This is a genomic window from Microvirga lotononidis (assembly GCF_034627025.1).
GTDB classification, from domain to species: domain Bacteria; phylum Pseudomonadota; class Alphaproteobacteria; order Rhizobiales; family Beijerinckiaceae; genus Microvirga; species Microvirga lotononidis.
Genome location: NZ_CP141050.1, coordinates 534,083 through 557,621 on the forward strand (window position 1 = coordinate 534,083; position 23,539 = coordinate 557,621).

Annotated in this window: 22 protein-coding genes and 4 pseudogenes; 16 read left to right on the forward strand and 10 right to left on the reverse strand. The window is 59.8% G+C overall.

Annotation, left to right across the window (positions count from 1 at the left end; translation table 11 throughout):
- Window positions 1-948, forward strand: a complete 948-nt coding sequence (locus U0023_RS32125; RefSeq protein WP_009490064.1) for an ABC transporter permease — start codon at window positions 1-3, stop codon at window positions 946-948.
- 3 nt (window positions 949-951) lie between these two features.
- Here the strand turns inward: U0023_RS32125 and U0023_RS32130 are convergent, their stop codons facing one another.
- From U0023_RS32130 to U0023_RS32150, 5 genes are read right to left on the reverse strand one after another with little or no spacing between them, the layout of a single operon-like run.
- Entirely contained in the window at window positions 952-1,905 is a 954-nt protein-coding gene (locus U0023_RS32130; protein WP_009490062.1) for an oligopeptide/dipeptide ABC transporter ATP-binding protein, read from the reverse strand.
- A complete protein-coding gene (locus U0023_RS32135) occupies window positions 1,902-2,720 on the reverse strand; it encodes an ABC transporter ATP-binding protein (protein WP_009490060.1) in 819 nt (272 codons plus the stop codon). Before U0023_RS32135 ends, U0023_RS32130 begins: the two co-directional genes overlap by 4 nt.
- Window positions 2,717-3,598, reverse strand: coding sequence for an ABC transporter permease (locus U0023_RS32140; RefSeq protein WP_009490058.1), 882 nt, complete (start codon window positions 3,596-3,598; stop codon window positions 2,717-2,719). The genes U0023_RS32135 and U0023_RS32140 overlap by 4 nt, the downstream gene beginning before the upstream one ends.
- Entirely contained in the window at window positions 3,595-4,536 is a 942-nt protein-coding gene (locus tag U0023_RS32145) for an ABC transporter permease (RefSeq protein WP_009490056.1), read from the reverse strand. Before U0023_RS32145 ends, U0023_RS32140 begins: the two co-directional genes overlap by 4 nt.
- 38 nt (window positions 4,537-4,574) lie before the next feature.
- On the reverse strand, window positions 4,575-6,167 hold the full coding sequence (locus U0023_RS32150; protein ID WP_245272882.1) for an ABC transporter substrate-binding protein: 1,593 nt from the start codon (window positions 6,165-6,167) through the stop codon (window positions 4,575-4,577).
- Window positions 6,168-6,500: 333 nt separating this feature from the next.
- On the opposite strand from U0023_RS32150, the gene U0023_RS32155 reads away from it, so the two are divergent.
- The 11 genes and pseudogenes from U0023_RS32155 (at window position 6,501) to U0023_RS32205 (ending at window position 18,477) form a co-directional block, all read left to right on the forward strand.
- Window positions 6,501-7,319: an IclR family transcriptional regulator gene (locus U0023_RS32155; protein WP_009490052.1), complete on the forward strand. Its 819-nt coding sequence runs from the start codon at window positions 6,501-6,503 to the stop codon at window positions 7,317-7,319.
- A 144-nt stretch (window positions 7,320-7,463) separates the two neighbouring features.
- A pseudogene (locus U0023_RS32160) lies at window positions 7,464-7,955 on the forward strand (transposase).
- Window positions 7,956-8,437: 482 nt separating this feature from the next.
- Window positions 8,438-9,787 (forward strand): ABC transporter substrate-binding protein, encoded by a 1,350-nt coding sequence (locus U0023_RS32165; RefSeq protein WP_009490048.1) that lies wholly within the window; start codon window positions 8,438-8,440, stop codon window positions 9,785-9,787.
- A gap of 226 nt (window positions 9,788-10,013) precedes the next feature.
- A complete protein-coding gene (locus tag U0023_RS32170; RefSeq protein ID WP_009490046.1) occupies window positions 10,014-11,240 on the forward strand; it encodes a mandelate racemase/muconate lactonizing enzyme family protein in 1,227 nt (408 codons plus the stop codon).
- 42 nt (window positions 11,241-11,282) lie between these two features.
- Window positions 11,283-12,884: a GMC family oxidoreductase gene (locus U0023_RS32175; RefSeq protein WP_009490044.1), complete on the forward strand. Its 1,602-nt coding sequence runs from the start codon at window positions 11,283-11,285 to the stop codon at window positions 12,882-12,884.
- 12 nt (window positions 12,885-12,896) lie between these two features.
- Window positions 12,897-13,358, forward strand: coding sequence for a hypothetical protein (locus U0023_RS32180; protein WP_009490042.1), 462 nt, complete (start codon window positions 12,897-12,899; stop codon window positions 13,356-13,358).
- Between the two features lie 96 nt (window positions 13,359-13,454).
- Entirely contained in the window at window positions 13,455-14,294 is an 840-nt protein-coding gene (locus U0023_RS32185) for a carbohydrate ABC transporter permease (protein WP_009490040.1), read from the forward strand.
- Window positions 14,291-15,151, forward strand: a complete 861-nt coding sequence (locus U0023_RS32190) for a carbohydrate ABC transporter permease (protein WP_009490038.1) — start codon at window positions 14,291-14,293, stop codon at window positions 15,149-15,151. The genes U0023_RS32185 and U0023_RS32190 overlap by 4 nt, the downstream gene beginning before the upstream one ends.
- Window positions 15,152-15,185: 34 nt before the next feature.
- Window positions 15,186-15,872, forward strand: a complete 687-nt coding sequence (locus tag U0023_RS32195) for a GntR family transcriptional regulator (protein ID WP_009490036.1) — start codon at window positions 15,186-15,188, stop codon at window positions 15,870-15,872.
- 78 nt (window positions 15,873-15,950) lie between these two features.
- Window positions 15,951-17,036, forward strand: coding sequence for an ABC transporter ATP-binding protein (locus tag U0023_RS32200; RefSeq protein WP_009490034.1), 1,086 nt, complete (start codon window positions 15,951-15,953; stop codon window positions 17,034-17,036).
- The gene (locus U0023_RS32205; protein WP_009490033.1) at window positions 17,029-18,477 is read left to right on the forward strand and encodes an aldehyde dehydrogenase family protein; all 1,449 of its coding nucleotides are present in this window, start codon (window positions 17,029-17,031) and stop codon (window positions 18,475-18,477) included. Before U0023_RS32200 ends, U0023_RS32205 begins: the two co-directional genes overlap by 8 nt.
- Before the next feature lie 17 nt (window positions 18,478-18,494).
- On the opposite strand, the pseudogene U0023_RS32210 reads toward U0023_RS32205, so the two are convergent.
- A pseudogene (locus U0023_RS32210) lies at window positions 18,495-18,707 on the reverse strand (IS5-like element ISMra2 family transposase); the annotation flags it as partial.
- Between the two features lie 268 nt (window positions 18,708-18,975).
- Window positions 18,976-19,191 (reverse strand): annotated as a pseudogene (locus U0023_RS32215) (hypothetical protein); the annotation flags it as partial.
- 33 nt (window positions 19,192-19,224) lie between these two features.
- Here U0023_RS32215 and U0023_RS32220 point away from each other — a divergent pair.
- Window positions 19,225-19,983 (forward strand): LysR family transcriptional regulator, encoded by a 759-nt coding sequence (locus U0023_RS32220; RefSeq protein ID WP_210160988.1) that lies wholly within the window; start codon window positions 19,225-19,227, stop codon window positions 19,981-19,983.
- Window positions 19,984-20,044: 61 nt separating this feature from the next.
- Here the strand turns inward: U0023_RS32220 and U0023_RS32225 are convergent, their stop codons facing one another.
- Complete coding sequence (locus U0023_RS32225) at window positions 20,045-20,602, reverse strand: dihydrofolate reductase family protein (protein WP_009490029.1); 558 nt, start codon at window positions 20,600-20,602, stop codon at window positions 20,045-20,047.
- 46 nt (window positions 20,603-20,648) lie between these two features.
- Here U0023_RS32225 and U0023_RS32230 point away from each other — a divergent pair, with 46 nt between their 5' ends.
- Window positions 20,649-21,206 (forward strand): TetR/AcrR family transcriptional regulator, encoded by a 558-nt coding sequence (locus U0023_RS32230; RefSeq protein ID WP_009490027.1) that lies wholly within the window; start codon window positions 20,649-20,651, stop codon window positions 21,204-21,206.
- 85 nt (window positions 21,207-21,291) lie between these two features.
- Here the strand turns inward: U0023_RS32230 and U0023_RS32235 are convergent.
- Together U0023_RS32235 and U0023_RS32240 are read right to left on the reverse strand one after the other, a co-directional pair.
- Window positions 21,292-21,486: pseudogene (locus tag U0023_RS32235) on the reverse strand (TetR/AcrR family transcriptional regulator); the annotation flags it as partial.
- A gap of 53 nt (window positions 21,487-21,539) precedes the next feature.
- The gene (locus tag U0023_RS32240; protein WP_009490025.1) at window positions 21,540-22,256 is read right to left on the reverse strand and encodes an IS6 family transposase; all 717 of its coding nucleotides are present in this window, start codon (window positions 22,254-22,256) and stop codon (window positions 21,540-21,542) included.
- Window positions 22,257-22,442: 186 nt separating this feature from the next.
- Between U0023_RS32240 and U0023_RS32245 the strand changes: the two genes are divergently transcribed.
- Complete coding sequence (locus tag U0023_RS32245; protein ID WP_009490023.1) at window positions 22,443-23,237, forward strand: GGDEF domain-containing protein; 795 nt, start codon at window positions 22,443-22,445, stop codon at window positions 23,235-23,237.
- Window positions 23,230-23,439, forward strand: a complete 210-nt coding sequence (locus U0023_RS32250; RefSeq protein WP_009490021.1) for a hypothetical protein — start codon at window positions 23,230-23,232, stop codon at window positions 23,437-23,439. The genes U0023_RS32245 and U0023_RS32250 overlap by 8 nt, the downstream gene beginning before the upstream one ends.
- Window positions 23,440-23,539: the final 100 nt, after the last annotated feature.

Below are 23,539 nucleotides of genomic sequence, written 5' to 3' on the forward strand. Positions count from 1 at the left end.
ATGATCGGATATGTCCTCAGACGGCTGTTCCAACTCGTTCCCGTCCTCCTTCTTGGCTCTGCCGCCGTGTGGGCGATCATCTATGCGGTGCCTGGTGATCCAGTCTCGGTGCTTGTCGGCGAGAATGCGACGCCGGAACAGATCGCCGCCGCGACTGCGCAATACGGGCTCGACCGGCCCATCCTCGTGCAATACGCGGATTGGCTCTGGCGCGCTCTTCGCGGCGATCTCGGCACGTCCATCCACGCCAGCGCACCGGTGCTCGCACTGGTCGCAGAGCGCCTACCGGCGACATTCCAGCTCGCCTTTATGGCGACTCTCGTCTCCCTTGTGCTCGGCATTCCGGTCGCGATCATCAGTGCCCTTAAGCCCGGATCCTGGGTTGACCGCATCCTGTCCCTCTGGAACGCGATGACGCTAGGGGTACCGACCTTCTGGCTCGGCATCCTGCTCATCCTGTGGTTCTCCGTGAAGATGCGCTGGCTCCCGTCCGCTTCCGCCTATGTTCCGTTGTGGGAGGATCCTTTTGCGGCTTTGCGTAACCTCATCCTGCCGGCCGTAACCCTCGGCGTTTATGTTTCGGGCGTGTTGGCCCGGTTCCTGCGTGCCTCGCTCGTCACCGAGATGCGGTCGGATTATATCCGCACGGCGCGGTCGAAGGGGCTGCCAGAATGGCAAGTGGTCAGCGTTCATATCCTCCGCAACGCGCTTCTGCCGTTCGTCACCATCGTTGGCCTGATGATGGCGAACTTCATTGGTGGCGCCGTCGTCACCGAGGCCGTGTTCACTTATCCAGGGCTCGGACGGCTGCTCATCCAGGCCATCAGCACACGGGATTATCCTCTGATCCAGGGTTGCATCATCGTGATCATGCTGATCTACATCCTCATCAACCTCTCGGTTGACGTGTTCTACGCCTATATCGATCCACGCATCGAGTATATGTAATGCTCAGGCTGGCCGGTAGCGACACGAGACACCGTGGCCTGGCGAAATCTCATGCCACGGGACCGTACCGGTTTCGGCATGGATCTCGCCGAAGGCGCATGCCTCGTCCTGACGGCCCGCCACCAAGACCGACGGATCGGGCGGTGTCATCTGGAGTTGCCGACGCTGCAGGGCGGGATCGAGCACCGGCGCGGAGTCGAACAATATCTGCGTATAAGGATGGGAAGGGTTGTCGTAGACCTGCGAAACATCCCCCTTCTCTACGATTTCTCCCCGATACATCACGGCGACCTTGTGGCAGACCTCGCGCACAATGGCGAGGTCATGCGCGATGAAGAGGTAGGACAGCTTGAGCCTCTCTTGGAGGGAGTGCAGCAAGGCGACGATCTGCGCCTGTGTGCGGACGTCGAGAGCCGAGACGGGCTCGTCACAGACCACGAACTTGGGATTGACCGCAAGAGCCCTGGCGATGACGATGCGCTGGCGCTGACCGCCGGAGAATGCGTGTGGATAGCGGTCCATCACGGCCGGATCCATGCTGACGAGTTCCAACAGTTCCGCCACGCGCTCCCGATAGCGTGCTTTGGGCACCGCTTGGTGGACAATCAGGGGCTCCATGAGCGTCTGCGCAATCGTCATGCGCGGATGCAGGCTCGAATAGGGGTTCTGCTGGACGAACTGCATGTGGCGACGCGTGCGCCGCAATTCTCCTGCCGGCATCGTGGTGAGCTCGCGTCCGCGTAGCTTGACCGATCCAGAGGAAATCTTCTGGAGCTGGAGGACTGCTCGCCCCGTTGTTGTCTTTCCGGAACCCGATTGACCGACGAGGCCGAGAGTCTCGCCCTGCGCGATGTCGAACGATACGCCGTTGACGGCTATGAAGGCCGGATGTCGGCCCCGAGAGGGAAACGAGACCGACAAATCCTGTACGGAAACCAGTGGTGACACGACGGTCATGACTCGGCTCCCTCGCGATGCAGGCGCGGAACGGCATCGAACAGAGCCCGGGTGTACTCATGAGAGGGAGCCCGGAAAATTTCGTCGATGCCAGCCGCTTCGACGATTCTGCCGCCGTACATGACGTTTACCCTTTCTACCATCCCGGCGACGACGCCGAAATCATGCGTAATCAGCATCAGCGACATGCCTCTTTCTTCCCTCAGACGCAGCAGCAGGCGCAGGATCTGCGCCTGAACGGTGACGTCGAGCGCAGTGGTCGGCTCATCCGCGATCAGAAGGTCCGGATCGCAGGAGATTGCGATGGCAATGAGCGCCCGCTGGCGCATGCCGCCCGAGAACTGATGGGGGTAATCGTCGATCCGCCGGGCGGGGAAGGGGATTCCGACCTGATCAAGCAACTCGATCGCCCGCTCCCGAGCGGCGTGTCCCGACAGGCCGGCGTGGCGGCGCAGGATGTCCTCGATCTGCGCGCCGACCGTGAGCACCGGGTTGAGAGATGTCAGCGGGTCCTGAAATACCATGGCGATGCGTCGCCCGCGGATGTCCCGCATCTCCGCCTCACTCACGGTGAGAAGGTTCCGGCCGCCAAAATGAACAGAACCACCCAAATCGACCCGCATTCCTTCCGGCGCGAGACGCATGATAGCGCGGGCCGTTATACTCTTGCCGCAGCCGGATTCGCCCACGAAACCTACGGCCTCGCCGCGCTTAATGTCGAAGGTGACGCCCTTGACGGCCTCGACCGTCTGACGGCGCGAGACAATGTGCGCTTTCAAATCGTGCACACTCAGGATCTGTCCGTCCGCTTTCATCGGTCGCTTCCTACATCGAGAACTTCCCGCAGCCCATTCGCAAGGACGATGAAGGTGAGCGTTGCGAAGACGATGGCGACGGCGGGGCCGACGACGGTAAGCGGGGCAAGTTCCATGAATTGACGCGCATCGGCCAGCATGCCACCCCAATTGGGATCTGGCGGTGGTGGTCCAAGCCCGAGAAAGGACAGGGCCGTGACGGTGAAGATCGTCTGCGCCAGGGTGAGGCTCGTTGCTACCACGATGGGTGAGACGACCATCGGCAGGACATGGCGGATGACGATCCGAAACTCGCTCATGCCGACGCTTCGGGCCGCCTCCACGTGGTCCCATTTCTTTACGCTGAGCACCGGCGCACGCACCACGCGTGACATGGCCGGCGTGTAGACGATGGCGATCGTCAGGATGAGGTTCGGGACCGTGGGGCCGAGAGCGGCGACGACGGCAATGGCGAGGAGGAAGACCGGAAAGGCGAAGACCACGTCGAGCACGCGCATGATCGCCTCGTCCACCCAGCCCCCGACATAGCCGCTGACGAGGCCGAGCACGAGCCCCGCGACGAGAGCGAACGCGACGGAGGTGAAGGTGACGAAGAGGGTCGTGCGTCCGCCGACGAGAATGCGGCTCAACACGTCGCGGCCGATGGCGTCGGTCCCGAGCAAGTGCTGCGGGCTCGATCCTTCGAGCGAATTCGGCGACGTGGCGGAGGGATCGTAAGGCGAGATCAGGGGGGCGAGAAGCGTCACCAGCACCAGGATCGCCAGCATCGCGAGCCCGAAACCCAGCAGCAGACGTCCGCCGCTCGGTCTTACCCGGCGCGCAACCGCGGACCTGGTGCCGGCAATAGCGGGTTCGTTCGTCGTTGCGGCCTCGCTCATGCCTCCACCCTCGCATCCGCATGGACATAGGCGATGTCGGCCAGAGTGTTGACGAAGACGACGCAGGTGGCGGCGACGAGCACGATGGCCTGAATCGCCGGGTAGTCGCGGCTGGTGATGGAATCGAAAAGGTACTGGCCCATCCCGGGTATGGCGAAGATCGTTTCGACGAGGATGCTGCCTCCGAGGAGTGTCGCGACCTGCAGTCCCGTAACGGTAATAATGGGCGTCAAGGCGTTTCGCATCAGGTAGTTCCAAAGGATCGTTCGCGGCAGAAGGCCCTTAGCGCGCGCCACCATCACGAAGTCCTGGTTCGATACCTCGAGCACTGCCGCCCTAGTGTTCTCGGATATGGTGACCGAAATCGCGAGGGCGAGCGCGAAGGCTGGGAGGAACAGACCGAAGACGTTGCCGAGGGGATCGTCGCGGAAGGGGACGTAGCTGAGCACAGCGAGTTCGGGAAAATAGAGCCCGACGAGAAGGACGATGAGCGTGCCCACGACGAAGTTCGGCACAGCGAGAATAAATCCGTTATAGAGCCTCACGATCCAGTCGGCCGCTCCTCGGAACCGCGCCGAAGCAAGGCCGGTGCCGACACCCATAACGAGGGCGATGGCAGCCGCGATGAACGTCAGTTCGACGGTCACGAGGAAGCGCGGCCACAATTCATGCAGAACCGGTTGCCGTGTGACGAAGGAGGTGCCGAAATCTCCGTGCAGTACCTCGCTGAGCCAGGAGAGATACTGCTCGATCAGCGGACGATCGAGGCCGAGCTCCCGGCGCATCGCGTCCAGCACATCGGGCTGAAGCATCTGGGCACCCGCCGCCGCGAGAACGAAATCTCCCGGCAGAGCCCTCATGAGCACGAAGGCCACGAAGGAGACGCCCAGAAGGATCGCCCCCATCCACATCGATCGCATGACGATGACGCGCTTCATTGCGCCGCTCCAGCGTGCAGGATTGCCCCGGTCAAGAGTCAGCTCTTCAGCCAGGTGGTGCGAACGTAGGAGCGGATGTTCGCCGCCAGCGGGACATAGCCCTCGACGTAGTTCCACCAAATCTCCCAGCGCAGCGGATATTGATAGATCTGCAGGACATATGCTTGGTTGGCGATGTGCTTCTGAATAGCAAGATTCTTCTCAGCACGCTTGGCGCGATCGGTCTCGGCACGGGCCTCGGCCATCATCTGGTCGAGGGATTCGTCGGCGATGCCCATCGCCTTGCCAAACTTGCTCTGCGAGTTGACATACTGGAGAATCGCGTCGGAATCGGGTGTCCAAGAAAGTGCCACGGACAGCAGCGTCGGCCAGGTTCCGGCGCTCCAGTGGTTGAGCAGCGGTGCCGTCTCCATCGGCACGATCTTCACCTTGATCCCAGCCGCCTGCCATTGCTGCTGGAGGATCTGCGCGCATGACACATCGAGCGGGTTCGCGGCCACGACGATATAGTCGCCGAGATCGAGGCCGTCGGGAAAGCCCGCTTCCGCCAGCAACGCCTTGGCGGCCGCGGGATCCGGCTTGTAGTACGGCATCTCGCCGACGCCGTCATAGCCGCCCACCTGGCTTTCGGGGATCATCGCACCGACCTTGCCGGAGCCGCCTAGAACCGTCTGAAGGCAGGCCTGCCTGTCCGTCGCGAGGCTCAGGGCCCGCCGCACCCTGACGTCGTTGAGCGGGGGCGCCTTCATGTTAAGCCAGACAGGGAAGGTGCGGGAGGTCTGTCCCGGGGTCGAGACGAAATCCTTTGAGGCGCGCCCCATCAGGGACGCCACCTTGGGATCCTTCAGCCACGTCATGTCGATGGTCTTGGACCGCAGCGCCGACGAGAGCGTCGCTTGGTCTTTGTAGAACTTGAACACGACATTATCGAGATAGGGCTGTCCCTCCTCGAAATACTGCGGATTGCGCGCCAGGATGAACTGCTGGTTGGGCTGGTAGGATTCGAAGATGAACGGGCCGGTGCCCACCGGTTTGGTGACCAGGTCCTCGACGCCCTTCGGCACGATGGCGCCGTCCGGATTGCTCGCCAGATAGCTCAGGAAGGCGGCGTCCCGCGTCTTCAGGGCGAAGCGCACCGTGAACGGATCGACAATCGTGACGCTTTCGATCCCAGCATACTGGGCCCGCAGGCGGCTTGCCGTCGCCGGATCGAGGATGCGATCAAAGGTATATTTGACGTCTTCGGCCGTGAAGTCCTTGCCATTGTGGAATTTCACGCCCTGGCGAAGCTTGAACACATAGGTCCGCTCGTCTGGCATCTCGTACCCGGTGGCGAGGTCCGGTTCGACCTGCATGTTTGCGTTCCAACGCAAAAGCCCGGAATAGAGCAGGGCGGTGAAGTCGTTGGAGGAGAACGCCGTGACGGTCGTCGGGTCGAGGCCGATCGGATCCGCGTCGGCCCCGATGCGCAGCGTGCCGCCGCGTTTCGGCGCCTCGGTTCCGGGAGTTGTCGCGAACGCGGCCGGGCAGGCGGCCATCATGCCCCCGGCCAGCCAGAGGCGGAAGAAGTGCCGGCGGTCGAGCGCGAACGCAGTGCCCGGCACCGTCGAGAAATCCTCATCCTTCGTCACGCGAGTTCCCCTTCCTGCTTGGCGACAGCCCTGCCGCGGATACATGACGACACACGGCTCGTGGCCGGGCCGAGCATCCATGAAGAACCCGTCCCCGTCGTGGTCGTCTTTCCGCGCACCGGCTGACGCGACTAATGCGCGGAACCCTCTGCTCAGCTCGTCCTATATTATAGAACGAAGTTAGGTTGTTCTCGTTGCGGAAAGATTAGGTTCAAACGCGCGAAGGCGTCAATACACTCTTGAGGAAGATGGCACGTTCTGATCTCCACACCAACGGATGGGTCGATCATCGTTCAACGATATGGTATGTGCCTACAGACGAAGGAGGACCACATGCAGGCGGTTCCGGGTAACGACAGCGCTTCTACGGACGGGCTGGGCGCTGTCGGCGAAGCACGCATCCAATCGATCGCACGGGCGAAGGCCCTGCTCGACGTGATGGCGGACGGAGGGTGGGTCTCGCTGCGCGATCTCGCGGCCCGCACCGGGCTCGCGAAGACAACTGCCTTCAACTTGGTTAAGGCCCTAGTCGACACTGGCCTTGCTGAGCGAAACATGCAGGCCGGCGCCTATCGACTCAGTCTGCAGCATCTGGTCTATGGTCGCGCCGTCGAGCGCCGGCTCGACGTCAGCGCAGTGGCTCGCCCACATCTCATCGCCGTGTGCACGCTCACGCGGGAGACCGTAAACCTCGCACTGCCGGGGCCGGCCGACGCCGTGATCGTCGACAGCCTCGAGGGCAGCCATACGCTGCGCGTCTCCTCCTATTCAGGAACCCGCGCTCCCTACCACTCGACCGCGTGCGGGCGGGCCCTGCTGGCGTGGCAACCCAGGCGCTTTCGGCAGTTCATCTACGGCAACAGCACCCTGACGCCCTCGACGCGGCATACTATCACCGATCCGGAGAAGCTCGAGGAGGTGCTAGAGCGCTGCCGTAACGACGGCTGGACAGTGGAAATGGAGGAGAACGAGCTCGGTAGTGCCTGTATCGCCGCGCCGATTTTCGGAGCGTCGAGCGAAGCTGTCGCCGCCGTAAGTATTGCAGGCCCAGCCGCGCGCTTTGACCCGGCCACGATAACCCACTACGGCGAAGTTCTTCTCACCTACCTTCCGCGCATCACTGCAGATCTGGTCGGAAAACCGGGTGCCTGAAAGTGCGTTATTGCACGAATAGGCGAGTTGGTAACCGGAACCGGGTGACATAGGGGAACTACGCCCCTCTATCGGACATCTGCTGTGCCGTTCAAAGCCAATGCCGCTCGCCGGCGCCGCATCCCCAAGCAGCGATACCGGGTGATGAACTGGTCCGAGTACGACGCCAGTCTGCACCAGCGAGGCAGTCTGACGGTCTCGCTCTCTGACGAGGCGATTGCCGCCTGGCAGGCCGAGCCCCGCACGACACGCGGTGGTCAGTCCCACTATTCGGCTTTGGCGATCCAGACGGCGTTGCCGCTGCGAGCCGTGTTCCGGTTGGCGCTGCGCCAAACCGAAGGATAGTTCGGCTCACTCCTCCAACTCCTGGGCTTGGACCTGGTAGGGCCCGATCACTCGACCCTGAGCCGCCGCGCCGAAACCTTGCAGGTGCCAGAATCCTGCCCAAACTCGCGAGGACCCGTTCACCTGCTGGTCGACAGCGCGGGCCTGCGTCTGTGCGGGCCCCGGCGGATGGCTGACCGAGAAGCACGGTCTTGGCGCAAGCTGCACATCGGGGAGGGCTATGGCATTCACGGTGCCAGTCTATTCGGCCAAATGCGTCGGCGGGCGGCCCTGAGCGGTGTCCGTCCTTGAGTGTGTCAATCCCTCCGCATTGAAACGGTAGATGCGCTTGCGCACAGTCTCGCCCTGCCAACGCGAGTTGCGATCGCCACGGCGCCCTCGCCGAAACTGGCGCGCCAGATGATTTGCGCACGCAGAACGCGTGGGGTCAGAACCGTGTGGGGGTGGCCAACGTTTGGGCTATCGCATGCCCAGCAGCCGTCAATTCCCCGCAAGCAGATCGATGCCATAGGTCGCATCCGTCAGCAGGTCAGATGGGCTGCCATTATTCCCCTCGACCCACCGGATACACCACTTAGGCGTTTAGCCTCAGAGCGTAGCAATAAGCCTAGCCGCGGAAAGTGATCGGGCTGCTCCTCTCCAGGATATCAATATTATACCATGTCGTTAACGCTCGTGGAAGAGCGACTTGACAAGCTTTCCTATGCGATTCCATATTCTATAGAATATATAAAGCGCTTGGCCCATTCCGAGCGCGCTCAAGGGAGGACAATGTGAAGCCGCCAATTGGTAAGCTGAAAGGCCAGCAGTCCATGCTGGCCTACCTCACAACCGCGGTCGTGGTGATGGCCGCGTCACTCAGTACTGCGCATGCCCAAGGAGCCGGTGGTCCGAGCTCACCAGTCGAGATCAAGGTCATGGCGAATGAAGCATTCGCCAACAGCTGGCAAACCCAGCTTGTGCCTGAGTTCAACAAGCGGTTCCCGAATGTGAAGGTTGTCGTCGACGGCGTTCCTTACGCAGAACTGCTGCCGAAGATGATGCTGGATGCGGTGAATGCCGATCCAGAGTACGACGTTCTCGTTATCGACGATCCATGGGTGCCGCAGCTTGCCACAGTCGGAGCCCTTGCTGATCTCAAAAGCAAGGACGTCGCGGCGATAACCAGCCCTGACTATCATTGGGATGACTTCAACGCGGCGCCGCTTGCGGCGGGCGAGTGGAAGGGGAAGCAGTATGCAGTTCCCGTCCGCTCCAATATGCTGCTCATGTTCTATAATCGAACGCTATACAAGAAGGCCGGCGTTCCTGAACCAACGCCGAAACTCACCTGGGACGAGTTTTTCGCACAGGCCAAAGCCCTGGTGCAGGATACCAATGGCGATGGCAAGGAAGACGCCTGGGCCATCGACACCTACTTCGTACGTGATGCCCTCACCCCAACCATCTGGCAAGCCATCCTCAACGCGAACGGCGGCAAGCTGCTCGACGAGTCAGGGTTTCCGGCCTTCAACAATGAGGTCGGGACGAAGTCTCTCGATATGCACAAGGACCTCGCAAAGTATGGTCCACCCGGCGCTCTGGGGCATGGGTACTCAGAAGCACTTCAGGCCTTCCGGCAGGGGAAGGTCGCCGTCATGTTCAACTGGGGGAGCGTCTACAAGGCGACTGCCATCGACGCCAATACAACGACGTTGAAAGAGGATGAAGTCGGGATTCAGGTGATGCCGGTCGGATCCGCAAGGGCGGGAACTCATCGCGGAATCTGGAATGCTGGCATCAGCAGCAAAAGCAAGAACCTGCAAGCGTCGTGGACTTTCCTCCAGTGGCTGTCGTCCAAAGAAGGCGAGAAGGTCAGCGCCTCATTGCTAGGTTCCTTCCCCGCACGCAAATCCACACTCGGCAGCAAGCCTGACGAGAAGTGGCTCGAGCCCGTCTATCGCACGCTTCAGCAGTCCTACGAACTTGCCGCTGAAGGCGAAATGTGGCGCATCCGCAGCCCGAAGTCTAATGCTGCACAGCAGGTGCTAGCCGACGAGGTCGCCCGCGCCATCGCTGGCCAAGTCAGCTCGAAAGAAGCCCTCCAGGCGGCCGCAACGAAGATCAAATCCACGCTCAAGTGATCGGGTTCTGGAGCCGTCGGCATCCACCGCGCCTGCGGCTTCACTTATGACGGCGACGGGTCAGAACTCAGGATACCCAGGCGGATCCCAACCCTGAAGCCGGTCGCACATATTATCTGGAAAGAACTGACACGCCTACGCCGCGTCGTCTGGTGAGGCTGTTTGACGTCATCGGAAGTGCACGAATGGATCAGTTCCATCGCGCCGTGATCAATTGAGGAAGACAATGCCGAAGAACGCAATCATAAGCGAGGTCAAGACGCTGTCCTGCAGCAACTCGTGGCGAAACTACAATTTCCTCAGGATCGTCACCGAAGATGGAACGGTCGGCTGGAGTGAGTTCGATGAGAACTTCGGCTCCCCGGGGGTTACTAACGTCATTAGTCAAATCAGCCACCGCCTGATTGGTCAAAGTGCCATGAATCATGAGCACATTCGGGAAGACCTCCGTGATTGCACACGGCCTGGATCCGGTGGCGTGGTCGGGCAAGCGCTTGGGGCGATCGAGAACGCCCTCCTCGACGTAAAGGCGAAAACTCTTGATGTTCCTTGTTATGCTCTTCTCGGAGGAAAAGTCCGTGATAAGGTCAGGGTATATTGGTCGCACTGCGTGTCCTACCGCGCACGGACGGATCATTTCTCTCCAGGCATCACGGATATCGAGGGGGTCCGACAGATTGGTCGCGAAGTTGGCGAGAAGGGCTTCACCGCGCTCAAGACGAACATTTTTCACTATGATGATCAAAACCGGATCAGTGGTTGGTCGCCTGGTTTTGGACGGCCCCATGATCCCGCCCGTAACGTTGAGCGGAAGACTGTAAAGGACTTACGTAAGCATCTCGAGGTCATGCGAGAGGCTGCAGGGCCCGATATCGATCTTCTGCTCGACCTCAACTTCAATGGCAAAACCGAAGGCTATTTGAAGTTGCTGCGAGAAATCGAAGATCTGGATCTCTTTTGGGTCGAAATCGACACTCTTGATCCAAAAGCTCTGGCATACATTCGATCGCACACCAAGCATCCGATCTCATCATGCGAGACACTCATCGGACTGCAGCAGTTCCTGCCCTTTTTCCGAGAGCAAGCCGTCGACGTCGCGATCATCGACACCCCTTGGAACGGCGTCTGGCAATCGCTCAAGATCGCCGCAGCCGCAGAAGCGTACGAGACGAACGTAGCGCCCCATAACTTTTATGGGCACTTGTGCACGATGATGAATGCGCACTTCAGTGCTGTCGTTCCCAACCTGCGGATCATGGAAACAGATATCGACCGCATCGCGTGGGATGCTGAGCTCTTCACCCACGTGCCAGTCTACAAGGATGGGTATCTGATCATCCCGGACCGGCCGGGGTGGGGCACCGAGCCCAACGAGGCAGCGCTGCACGCCTATCCGCCCTTGGAAACGGTTGGGCCAGCCAAAAAAACACCGGTTCCGAGGCTTTCAATTTGATCCAGCCTTAACGCTGTATCGAAGTAACCGATGCCGAGTCTCATGAGAAACGAACCCGTAGACGTCCTAATTATCGGAGCAGGTGCTTCTGGAGCAGCTGTTGCCTGGAGCCTGGCCGATACCAAGATGCGCATCCTGTGCCTGGAACAGGGCGACTGGCCTCGGTCCTCGGACTTCCCGAGCGCAAGTCGGGATTGGGAAGCCCAGCAGTCGGAGGACTACTCCATCAGTCCGAACCGAAGGGGATTGGCGGCAGACTATCCGATCAACGAAGACGACTCGCCGATCAAGATCGCCAACTACAATGGCGTCGGCGGTGGAACAGTGTTCTACGCTGCCCACTTTCCCCGTCTACACCCCTCCGACTTTCGGGTCCGCTCTCTCGATGGCGTCGCCGACGACTGGCCGATCGACTACCAGACGCTCGAGCCATTCTACGCCCTGAATGACCGAATGATGGGTGTCGCAAGCCTGGAAGGCGACCCGGCCTATCCGTCGAAGGAGGCCGTGATGCCTCCTATCCCCCTCGGGCGGACCGGTGAGAAGCTCGGTAAGGCGATGAACGATCTCGGCTGGCACTGGTGGCCATCCGACAGCGCGATCGCAACACAGGAGTATCAAGGGCGTGCGCCATGCATCAACCTCGGCCTATGCGGCGCGGGCTGTGCGCAAGGTGCAAAAGCGAGCACGGATGTCACGTACTGGCCGGAGGCTATGCGGGCGCGGATCGAGCTGCGTACGCAGTGTCGCGTAAGCCGGATCGAAACCAATGATAATGGCATGGCAACCGGCGCCTACTACTATGACCCCGACGGCCAGGAGCGATTTCAGCCCGCTGAGATCGTCATCATGGCGTGCAACGGCATCGGAACGCCCAGGATTCTCCTGAACTCAGCCTCCGAACGTTTCCCCAATGGCCTCGCGAACTCCAGCGGCCTGGTCGGGAAAAACCTGATGTTTCATCCCTACGCCCAGATTCGTGGTCACTTCGATGAGCCCCTCGACGGCTATCGTGGACCTCCGATCTGCATCTGGAGCATGGAGTTTTACGAAACAGATGAGCAACGAGGCTTCAAACGGGGCTATTCCTACCAATTCTCGCGCGGGCTGGGACCTGTCCGGACGGCCATCAATGGGATGGTTGATGGTCTCGTGCCGTGGGGAGAAGAGCATCACGCGGCCTTCCGCCGGCTTTTCTGCCGCAGCGCTGGGATGGTCTCTGTGTGTGAAGACCTGCCAGAGGAGATCAACAGGGTCACTCTTGATCCTAATCTGAAGGATAGCAACGGGATTCCAGCGCCAAAGATCACGTACAGGATCGGCGAAAATACACAACGGATGCTGGATCACTCCGTCGCCCGCGGCATCGAGATCCTGAAGGCCGCCGGAGCACGGGACATCACCCATAGGTCGCCCTTGCCCTATGCCGGTTGGCATCTGATGGGAACGGCCCGCATGGGGAAGGACCCTAAGCGAGCGGTCGTGAATGAGTGGGGGCGCGCCCACGATGTAAAGAATCTCTTCATTGTAGATGGCAGTATTTTTGTCACGTCGGGGGGCGTCAATCCGACCGCGACGATCCAGGCCGTTGCCTTGTACATCGCCGACCAGATCAAAACGCGCATCTATGACCTATTCGACTAAACGGAGGTGAATGTGCTCTCTCAGTCAGGCGTCATCAGTGAGCTCTCTGGTCTCGAACAGGAAACCCTCCTCTGCGTTGTCAGCCATATGATTCCTCCGAGCGAAGAACTGAGGCTACCAGGAGCCAGCGACGCGAAAATCTTCGCGGACATTCTGCGGTCTATCGGTCGCGACCTGCCTGCCCTCCGGCGCGCCCTTTACGTCCTCAATGAGATGGCTGGGCAGCGGCTGGATGCACTCGCGCCTGCTCATCAGGCGACGCTCGTGACCAGCTATCGCTCAACTCATCCTGACTTGGCGGCGGTCCTAGGGGCTGTGACGGTGCGATGCTACTACCGCGACGACCGAGTGATGGCATCCTTGGGAATGGAAAGACGACCGCCATTCCCGCTTGGATTTGACGTTCCTCAGGGCGATTGGTCATTGCTGGAGCCGGTTCGTCTGCGAGGCAAGATCTATCGTGACGTGTATTAGATCGGAAGGCACGACGTGACTGCGAACCATAGACCCCACAGCACACGCACGGAAATGCGGGGAAGAGCAGGCGATCTGCTGACCAGGTGGTCATTCATGATGCCCTCGATCGTTCTCCTGCTGGTCACTCTCGCGTACCCGATCTTCTATACAATCGACATCAGCTTTTCGACATTCGACCTCTCGACGTTTGGCGCGGGCGAATGGGTCGGCTTGGCTAACTACGAAGAGGTCCTGAACGACTATCGGTTTTGGGACGCTCTGAAAGTGACCTTGGTGTACCTCGTGATCGCGCTGCCGCTCCAGGTCGCGCTCGGCTTTGCGATCGCGTTTCTGATCAACGCCGAGTGGGGCGGGCGCGGACTGATCCGTGCGTTGTTCATTATCCCGATGGTGGTTGCTCCGGTTGTCGCCGGTGGAATCTGGCGCATGATCCTCGACCCGCTCTGGGGCCTGATGAACTATGCGCTGCAGGGTATCGGGGTCGGGCCTTTGGACTGGTTTGGCGATCCAAACCTGGCGATGGCTGCAGTCATCATCATCGACACCTGGCGGTGGACTCCGTTTATCGTTCTCATCGCTACGGCTGCGCTGCTGGCGCTGCCAAAGGACGTCTTTGAAGCAGCCAAGATCGACGGAGCCAATTGGTGGTCGACACTTTGGTCAATTGCGCTGCCCTTGCTCATCCCGATCATCACCGCTACCTTCGTAATCCGCTGGCTTGGGGCTGTGAAAATGTTCGATATTGTCCTGGCCGCAACCTACGGCGGTCCAGGCAAGGCGACGAACGTCCTCAACCTGTTTATCTACGAAGAAGCCTTCCGATCCCTGCGGTTCGCAGAATCCTCCGCCATGGCCGTCATCGTGCTCGTGCTCACGATGGTTCTGACCGCAATCTTTCTTTATGGCAGCCGGAAGCTGGAGGAACGATTTTGACCACTGTCGCCACGTCCGCTCCATCGCGTCCTTCTGGACAACTCGGTCACCGGATCCGGATCGTCTCTGGGGTTGCAGTAACCCTGCTCTTCCTGTTCCCGGTCTTTTGGATGGTTCTGACCTCCTTCAAGCAGCAGGTTGATATCTTTACCAGTCCGCCGAAGTTCTTCTTCACGCCAACCGTCTCCACTTATGTGGAGTACTTCCGGCGAGCCGACATTGAGCGGCGCCTGATTAATACCGTCATCGTAGCCGCAGGGTCAGGCCTTCTGTCGATCGTGGTCGGGACGATGGCGGGCTACGCACTCGCCCGCATCCGGCTTCGTGGAGCAGCAACCTTTGGAGTCCTCATTCTCCTGTCCCGGGGTGTTCCGCCCATAGCCCTCGCCGTACCCATGTTTCTGGTGGCACGGCAGCTTGGCCTGACGGATAAGCACATCACGCTTATCCTGGCCTATAGCACCTTCCTTGTTCCATATGTCATGTGGTTGATGCGTAGCTTCTTTCTTTCCCTGCCACGGGAGCTTGAGGAATCCGCGATGATCGATGGCTGTTCGCGGTATGGAGCGTTCTTTAAGATTATCATGCCGATTTCCTTACCTGGCCTTATCTCAACACTGATCTTCAGCATGATCTTGGCCTGGGAAGAGCTCCTCTTCGCTCTGGTTCTGACGAACCGGGTGGCCTCAACAATCCCTGTAGCCATCGCCGGCATTGCTGGAGACACCATCAACGGCGCAAACTGGGGAGCCTTGACTGCTGTTGGAACCATCACCGTGGTTCCCGTCGTCATCTTCGCCCTTCTGGTGCAAAAGTGGCTGATCCGAGGCTTAGCGGACGGCGCCACGAAGGGTTAGGCCATCAACCACACTGGCCAAGACTGGAATATTCATGGAACACCCAAACATCTACGTCACCAAGACCGAAATAGCCCGGCGGCACATCAAGGAGATGGTGTTGTCCGGCACAGTCCGGCCCGGAGATCGGATTACGACGCGCGAGGTCTCGACCGCGTTGGGAATAAGCGAGACGCCAATTCGCGAGGCGATCCGAAGCCTGGAGTCCGAAGGCTGGCTGGAAGTCCAAAGCCATGTCGGAGCTGTTGTAAAGGGTCTCCACCCGGATCAGATCCGTGAGATCAGCGCATTGCGCGGGCGGATCTGCGAGCTCGCAATTGAACTAGGAGCGCCCAACTTCACCGAAGCTCGCTTGCAGAAGATTGACGACGTCATCGACGCATTGGACGAAGCACTGAACAAAGATGACTTTCAGTACTTTGCGTCCAAGAACTATGAGTTCCACGAACTCCTTTGCGACAACCCTCAATCACCTCTGTGCTACAGGCTCTTGAATAACATGCTCGGGCTGATGTCGAGCCAGCGCCATGGTCTTCCTCCACAACGCGCACGGTTGGAGGAGGCTCAGAAGGAGCACCGTCGGATCCGGGATCTTCTCCGGTCCGGAGAGTTTAAGGCTGCAGCCGAAATGGCTCGAGAGCACGAGAGGATTACCGGCGATTTCCTTATCCGGGCGATGAAGGATGCGTCGGCAACAAGGGCACCCGATCCAGAAGTTTGATGACTGAGCCTCAGAAAGCGTCTGACAAGTGCGTCGGATTCGGGCGAGCGGTCGTAACTATAACAGGAGAAATCTGCAATGGGGACGGTCGATATTCGGAATGTCCGAAAATCGTATGGCAACGTCGAGGTCTTACATGGCGTGGCGCTCCACATCAAAGACGGCGAGTTTGTTGCCCTGGTCGGGCCATCCGGCTGCGGCAAGTCAACCTTATTGCGAATGATCGCGGGCCTTGAGGATGTCACTGAGGGCGACATTGTGATCAGTGACCGGGTTGTAAACCATGTCGCACCGAAGGATCGCAATATTGCAATGGTGTTTCAGAACTATGCCCTCTATCCGCATATGAATGTGCGGGAGAACATGGGATTTGCTCTGCGCCAACGTCGCATGCCTAAGCCGGAGATCGAAAGCCGGGTTGATAATGCAGCCCGGATCCTAGGCCTCGAGCACCTGCTGGATCGCAAGCCACGAGCGCTTTCTGGCGGCCAGCGCCAGAGAGTTGCCATGGGCCGAGCCATCGTACGCGAGCCGAACGTGTTCTTGTTTGATGAGCCCCTGTCGAATTTGGACGCAAAGCTGCGTGTTCAGATGCGCTCTGAGATCAAAGAGCTTCACCAGCGCTTGAAGACCACGACTGTCTACGTCACGCACGATCAGATCGAGGCCATGACTCTTGCAGACCGGGTCGTCGTCTTGAATGGAGGAATTATTGAGCAGCAAGGGTCCCCGCTTGAGCTCTATGATCGTCCAGCCAGTCGCTTTGTCGCTGCGTTTATCGGTTCGCCCCCAATGAACTTCATTGAGGGGACCGTTGTTGATGCATCGAATGTCCGTCTGGATGATGGGACAACGCTTAACGTGCCGATGACGGACCTCGGGGGGCAAGCGCGAGTGACGATCGGCGTTCGACCCGAGCATTTTGAGCTTTCGAACGCAGGTTGGCCGGCCACGGTCTCAGTCGTCGAGCCGACTGGATCCGAAACCCAAATCACAGCGCGCATGAGCGGCCAGATCGTTCGAATTCTGGTACGGGGCCGGACCTTCGTGCGGCCTGGTGAGGTGATCCATCTCACCGTGCCCTCTGATCTCATCCACATCTTCGATGACAATGGGGCGCCCCGCATTCACGCCAGCACCCGGGGAGTTGAACGATATGCATGAACTAAGACGGTTTTACATTGGCGGTCACTGGGTGTCGACACAGTCGGCCGCCGAACACGTGCTGGTCAGCCCATCCACAGAAGAGACTGTCGGCATTGTCTCCTTAGGCAACTCAGACGATGTCAATGCAGCCGTTGCCGCGGCCAAGGCTGCATTTCCTGCTTGGGCAACTGCCGAGCTACAGGAACGCGTAAGGCTCATTGAACGGATTCATTCAATCTACTCGGCGCGTATTGAGGAAATCGCTCAAGCAATATCCACAGAGATGGGTGCCCCGATAGATTTCGCCCGAACCCGGCAAGCGCCCGCAGCCCAAAGACATATGGCGAACTTTCTTGAGGCGGTGAAGAGATTTCGGTTCATTCGTCCCCTCGGCGATCATGCACCTCATGACCGGATTCTCATGGAGCCGGTCGGGGTTGTTGGGCTGATTACCCCCTGGAATTGGCCGATGCATCAGGTTGCGCTGAAGGTTATTCCAGCGCTGCTGACCGGATGCACGATGGTTCTGAAACCGTCAGAGTTCGCCCCCTTATCGTCTTCGCTGCTGGCCGAGATCATCCACGATGCCGGGGCTCCGGCCGGAGTGTTCAACCTCGTTCATGGTGATGGTGAAGGAGCTGGGAGTGTCTTGGTCTCGCATCCCGATATCGCGATGATCAGCTTTACAGGATCCACTGGAGCAGGGAGAAAGGTGCTCAAGGGTGCTGCGGATACCTTTAAGCGCGTTTCTCTGGAACTCGGTGGCAAGGGTGCAAACGTAGTGTTTGCTGATGCAGACGGTCAAGCAATTGAGCGCGGAGTAAAGCAGTGCTTCTCCAACAGCGGCCAGAGCTGTAACGCACCAACACGAATGCTTGTTGAGCGATCGATCTACGAACACGCCATTGAAACAGCTCGGCAAGTGGCGGAAGCCACACTTGTTGGGGCATCTGACATGTCTGGTCCCCATCTCGGGCCCGTAGTGTCGGCTCGGCAATTCGAGCGCGTCCAGTCTTTAATCGAGACTGGTATTCGTGAAGGCGCTCGGCTCGTAACGGGCGGATTAGGTCGGCCGTCTGAGTTCAACAAAGGTTATTTTGTCAGACCAACTGTATTCGCGGACGTTGCGAATAGTATGACCATCGCCCAGGAAGAGATTTTTGGACCCGTCCTGTCGATCATCCCATTTGACAGTGAGGATGAAGCTGTCGAGATCGCGAACTCGACCCTCTATGGCCTGACGAACTATGTGCAAAGCCAGGATCCTGAGAAGCGCAATCGCGTCGCGCGGCGCTTGCACTCGGGCATGGTCGAAATGAATGGGCAGCCACGTGGAGCAGGAGCTCCTTTTGGCGGTGTTCGCCACTCCGGCGGCGGCCGTGAGGGTGGGGCTTGGGGCTTAGAGGAGTTCATGATCGTGAAATCCGTGTCCGGCTGGGGGGATCCTACGATCAGCTAGGGTGTGTCTGCAAAGGGCTATAGCCAGAGCATGATCATGTCGAGATTGACCACCCTGAGATAGTTGGCGTCGCGCTTCTCTTAGCGTGCGGTGATACGGCAGAACTGCTTGAGGCGGTTGATCAGGCGCTCAACTTTGTTGCGCTCCCGATACGCCTCACGATCAAAGTTCGGCTGAAAGCGCTAATCCTTACGGGTCAGGATCACCGGTGAGATCCGGCGTTGGCGCACTAGGCCGAGTGGTTGGGCTCTAATAGGCACCGTCATGTCTGGATGGCGCCCGTTTGGCAATGTGATTGTTGTTGACGTTTCGGCCTCGCGGGGCGGGTGCAGGCATGTCACCGGCCTGTAAGCGCGGTGCTACATGACCGCTGGCCCTGATGTTTTACGCTGGAAGCTGGTCCCTCTCACGTTATCGCGCTCGACTGGCGCAAGACAACACCACGGGTTTCCCAGTTTCGGCGGTCCATGTCCGCTGTGGCTTCACATCATCTCATCATCACCGTGCCAACTGAGTTGCCCTGAGGGGCGAATGGTTGCGAGCTGGTCGTCTATGAGGCCGCCAACACGGCAACTCCCTTGCTCCCGGCTCATAAGCCGTGCTCCTGGCCATCACCGCCCAGGCGATCCGGGCGATCTTGTTGGCCAAGGCGACGGCGACCACCTTGAACGGCTTCTTGGCCAGGAGACTCCGGGCCCAATCCGCCCGCGCCGTCCGGGTCTTGCGGAGGCTGAACTCAGGGTCACTTTGTTCGACCGGAGCGGGCATAGGCCGGCTCTGACGCCTGAGGGGCAGGCGCTGCTGGCCAACGCCCGTGACATTCTTCTCAGGGTCGATGCCATGCGGGCCCGAGCCCGGGACCTCGGTGAGGGGGTCGAACTCGAACTCGCGCTCACGGTCGATACCCTGTTCCCGATCGCAACCGTCGGAGCGGCGCTGGCGGAGATGCGCGTGACCTATCCCGCAGTGTCGATCCGGCTGGCCGTCGAGCCGCTGGGCGGCCCGATTACGGCACTGATCGAGAAACGCAGTTCGCTTGCCATCCTGGTTGGCGAGGACTTCCGCGATCCTCGGATTGCACTGGAGGCCATCGCCTCCATAGAACAGGTGGCTGTGGTCTCGCCGAAGCACCCGCTAGCCCTGCGTCCCAGGAGCGGGGATGTCAGCTTGCCCGATCTTGCCGACCATCTTCAGATTGTTCTGGGCGATCCCACGCCCCTGTCGGAAGGGCGTAGTTTCGGTGCTCTGTCACCCCAGACCTGTCGTGTCAGCAGCCAGGATGCCAAACATGCCATGATCCTGGCGGGCTTGGGCTGGGGCCGCCTTCCGATCTGGCAGGTGGAACGTGATCTGAGTGAAGGGAGCTTAGTGCGCGTGGCCACAACGGCGCTCGGCCGGAAGGGGCAGGTGTCAGCCGAGGCGTATATCGCCCACCGGCTGGATGAGCCGCTTGGACCTGCCGCTCATGCGTTCCGCACAGCATTGGCACAAATGACTGCAGTTTGACTGCAGTCCCATCCGACATTCGCTGTGAACCATAGGACGTGCTCCCGCTTCACGAGGGATCTCAAATCCCTTCCGGCGTGCCGGCTGGATTCCGCCGGAACTGGTAGTGCAGCCGCACGCAGCCCTTGTCGATCGCCTGGGCGCTGATGAGCGTCGGGCTCGTGCGAAGGCTGGTTGGTGGAAAGAGCGGCCGACCGCCGCCTAGCATTTCCGGGACGACGTAGATCTCGATCTCATCCAGTGCGCCGCGCTCGAGGAAGGCCATCTGCAACTGACCGCCGCCCAGCATCCAGACGTCGCCGTCGTCCAGCCCGCGAAGTTCGCCGATCAGCGCATCGATATCGCCGCGGACCTCCAGCGGACCCTTCGAGTCGTCGATCGGCCGCGACGTGACGACGATAACACGCTTGTCGCTATAGGCCCACGGGGAAGGATCCCTTGCGATGAAGTCGTACGTACCGCGCCCCATCACCACGGTACGGACGCGGCTGAGAAAGATGCGGTAATCGTGCTCGCCCAAGTCCATGTCGTCGTACTTGAACAGCCAGTCGAGATTGTCGTCCTCGGTGGCGATCAGCCCGTCGAGGCTGACGGCGATATAACCCAGAATCCTAGCCATGGTGGTCCCCGTTGATTAATAAACGAATAAACGTTTATATACTTTCATGGCAAGACCCAAGACGATTCCCGACGAGCAGGTACTCGACACCCTCCTCAACGCGATCATGGAGTGCGGGCCCGACGGGCTCACCTTCGCCCGCGCCGCGAAGGCCTGCGGTCTCTCGCCAGCGACGCTGGTCCAGCGCTACGGCACCCGTGAGAAATTGGTTCAGGCCGTTCTCATGCGTGCATGGGACCGGCTCGACGCGGAAACTGGCGCTGCCGACGCGGAGGAAGCCCCGACCCCCGTCGGCGCGATCAACCTGCTGATGCGCCTGATGCCGCACGAGACCGCGGAACGCGATGCCACCAATGGCCTTCTGCTCCTGCGGGAGGATCTCCGCGATCCCGTCCTGCGCAGGCGCGGTGCCGTCTGGGGCCATCGCTTGGCCGAGGCTCTCGGCCGCCGCCTCTCGCAGGATTCGGCGCAGGGCAAGCGTCTCGGTTGGCAGATGGCCAGCCTCTGGCAGGGTGCCCATACATGGTGGGCCTTCACGCGTGAGGAGCCTCCCGACCAGGCAATCAGACGGGCGTTGGAGGAGTGGATTGTGGGACTGAAATGACCGGCATTCGGTTGCGAAGAGCACCAAGTGCTTTGGCAAAGATCTATTTAACCAGAGGCCGGCATTCGGTGATCGGACCCTAACCTCAACGTCCGACGCTTCGGCTGACGATCGATATGATCGTCTCGAAAAGCTCGTCCTGTGCCTCTCGAGCCGTAATCTCGCCGGTTACGGCGGCATGGGACAGGGCGTCGGCGGCCCCAAGCATCGCCCAGAAGGCGGCCTGCGCAACGCCTCGCGGCCCAGTGGAAGCGGCCAGCGCCCTGCGGCACTTCTCGAGGTTCCGTTGCAAACCCGAACGTAGGACAATCGAACGCCGGACGAGGGCTCAGGTTAGGCAGCGGCGCTGAACAGAGCAGCAATTAAGTCGTTCTGAGCGCCCATATCATTCGCTGGTGCGCTGACAACCTGTCCTTTGCGGATCATCGCCATGACCTCGTAGCCCGAAATCGTCCGTGAGGCCGTCGTGAAGCTCTTGAAGCCCAGCCCCGGCCTGACGAGCCGTTTGATGCGCCGGTGATCCTGCTCGACGATATTGTTGAGAAATTTCACCTGCCGGAGTTTGGCAAACCGCCAGAACTCGCCGGCACGTTTCATAGCTTTCGCCGCGATAGGATAGGCGGCGTTCTTGTCGACCGTGATGGTCCGTGGATTGACCGTGTGGGGCTGCCCTAAGGCCTTCCGGAAGAAGCGTCGGGCGGCGGCAGCATCCCGCTTGGGTGAGAGCAGAAAGTCAATGGTCTGCCCGGTCGCATCGACGGCTCGATAGAGATACACCCATTTACCCTTCACCCGAATATATGTCTCATCCACACGCCAGGAGCCGTTGGTCATGCGCAGATGCGGACGGACGCGCTTGTCCAGTTCGGGTGCATAGGCCTGGATTCGCCGAAACAGGGTCGTGTGGTCCACCTGAATGCCGCGGTCCGCAAACATGCGCTCGAGATCACGATAGCTGATGGGGAACTGCAGATACCAGCGCACCGCCCATAGGATGATCTCCGCCGTGGACTGCCGACCCTTAAACGGGTTCTTCTTACCTGCCGTCACTATGAGCCCCTCTCACCCCATCCCGTCATAGCCTGGGTGGTGGGAAGCTTCAAAGCTGCAACAGAACCAGAAGGAACGGCGATCTCAGGATCAGTAGAACAGCTTCATATGCTGGTAGTGTTGCCGCAAAGCCATAGATTCCTAGACCCCAGCGCAGTACAACACCCACCATAGAAAGGCGGAGCGATGTTGGGCATCATCTGGAAATCGGGTGCTATGACTTTGTTAGTCATCAGTATCAGCCAGATTGTGTCTTTCTCGATCCATTATTCTGCCGGCCAGCCTTTTACGTTCTTTGTGTTCGTGATGAACTCGATCCTGCCGGTTCTCACTGCATTCCCGACGAGCTTCTACATCTTCAGCCAGAATGCCAAATTGCGCCGGGCTCTCAATGAACTGAAGGCCCTTCATGCCGAGTTGAGCAGGCGAGCAGCCATAGATGGTATGACAGGCGTGCTCAACAGAGACACGTTCATGGAGCACCTGTGGGAGATCCGGAAGAAGGCGCCCGAGGGTGTCTTACTTCTGGTTGATGCCGATCATTTCAAAGGGATTAACGATCGCTATGGCCATGCCGCCGGCGACCTTGCGTTAGCGACGATCTCGCAGCAGCTGAGAGCTGAAATTGTCCCTGACAGCCTGCTCGGCCGCATCGGCGGCGAAGCGTTCGCGGTCTACTTGCCTAGGACCTCAATGGAGAGCGGCGTTGAAATTGCCGAGCATTATCGAAAGCGGATCGAACAGGTAGACTTCAGGCCGATTGGTCGAGATCGGCATCAGCTCACTGTCAGCATTGGGGCCGCTCCTGTGCGGCCGGAGATAAAGCTCACGGACATTCTGCGCGAGGCTGATCAGAACCTCTACGAGGCAAAAAGCAAGGGCCGTAACCGCGTTGTCTCCCCGCTGGACAACAAGAGCACGAACAGACGCCCCAACCTTGTCGTGATCCCAGGTAGAGGCAGGAAGCTGCTAGATGTCTGATGCCAAACTTACGCAACAAAGCGAAGCCCTGGAACACTGCGGCTACCAGATTCGCCTAATTCAGAGCGGGTCGGAATGGATGGCTTTCGTGGCGCGGCCCAAGCAGCGCCCGACCCTGATCATGGCGCCCGACCGTGAGGCCGTCACCGCCAAGGCAAAGGAGTGGATTGCGGCTCAGCTGACTTCAACGAATGATCGGTAGCAGAGGCACCAGCCGTGTCACTCACCGGGTCGTGAGCAGCCTTCGCCCCCACAGGATTGCGTCTGGAAGTCCACTGTTATAGGCCTTCGCATTACAGACC

Bases quoted from the DNA above. Each gene is read 5' to 3' on its own strand.
- U0023_RS32185 (WP_009490040.1), top strand. From the start codon at position 13,455: ATGATGCCCTCGATCGTTCTCCTGCTGGTCACTCTCGCGTACCCGATC.
- U0023_RS32170 (WP_009490046.1), top strand. From the start codon at position 10,014: ATGCCGAAGAACGCAATCATAAGCGAGGTCAAGACGCTGTCCTGCAGC.
- U0023_RS32145 (WP_009490056.1), bottom strand. From the start codon at position 4,536: ATGAAGCGCGTCATCGTCATGCGATCGATGTGGATGGGGGCGATCCTT.
- U0023_RS32125 (WP_009490064.1), top strand. From the start codon at position 1: ATGATCGGATATGTCCTCAGACGGCTGTTCCAACTCGTTCCCGTCCTC.
- U0023_RS32200 (WP_009490034.1), top strand. From the start codon at position 15,951: ATGGGGACGGTCGATATTCGGAATGTCCGAAAATCGTATGGCAACGTC.
- U0023_RS32250 (WP_009490021.1), top strand. From the start codon at position 23,230: ATGTCTGATGCCAAACTTACGCAACAAAGCGAAGCCCTGGAACACTGC.
- U0023_RS32205 (WP_009490033.1), top strand. From the start codon at position 17,029: ATGCATGAACTAAGACGGTTTTACATTGGCGGTCACTGGGTGTCGACA.
- U0023_RS32175 (WP_009490044.1), top strand. From the start codon at position 11,283: ATGAGAAACGAACCCGTAGACGTCCTAATTATCGGAGCAGGTGCTTCT.
- U0023_RS32245 (WP_009490023.1), top strand. From the start codon at position 22,443: ATGTTGGGCATCATCTGGAAATCGGGTGCTATGACTTTGTTAGTCATC.
- U0023_RS32155 (WP_009490052.1), top strand. From the start codon at position 6,501: ATGCAGGCGGTTCCGGGTAACGACAGCGCTTCTACGGACGGGCTGGGC.
- U0023_RS32130 (WP_009490062.1), bottom strand. From the start codon at position 1,905: ATGACCGTCGTGTCACCACTGGTTTCCGTACAGGATTTGTCGGTCTCG.
- U0023_RS32135 (WP_009490060.1), bottom strand. From the start codon at position 2,720: ATGAAAGCGGACGGACAGATCCTGAGTGTGCACGATTTGAAAGCGCAC.
- U0023_RS32225 (WP_009490029.1), bottom strand. From the start codon at position 20,602: ATGGCTAGGATTCTGGGTTATATCGCCGTCAGCCTCGACGGGCTGATC.
- U0023_RS32230 (WP_009490027.1), top strand. From the start codon at position 20,649: ATGGCAAGACCCAAGACGATTCCCGACGAGCAGGTACTCGACACCCTC.
- U0023_RS32195 (WP_009490036.1), top strand. From the start codon at position 15,186: ATGGAACACCCAAACATCTACGTCACCAAGACCGAAATAGCCCGGCGG.
- U0023_RS32140 (WP_009490058.1), bottom strand. From the start codon at position 3,598: ATGAGCGAGGCCGCAACGACGAACGAACCCGCTATTGCCGGCACCAGG.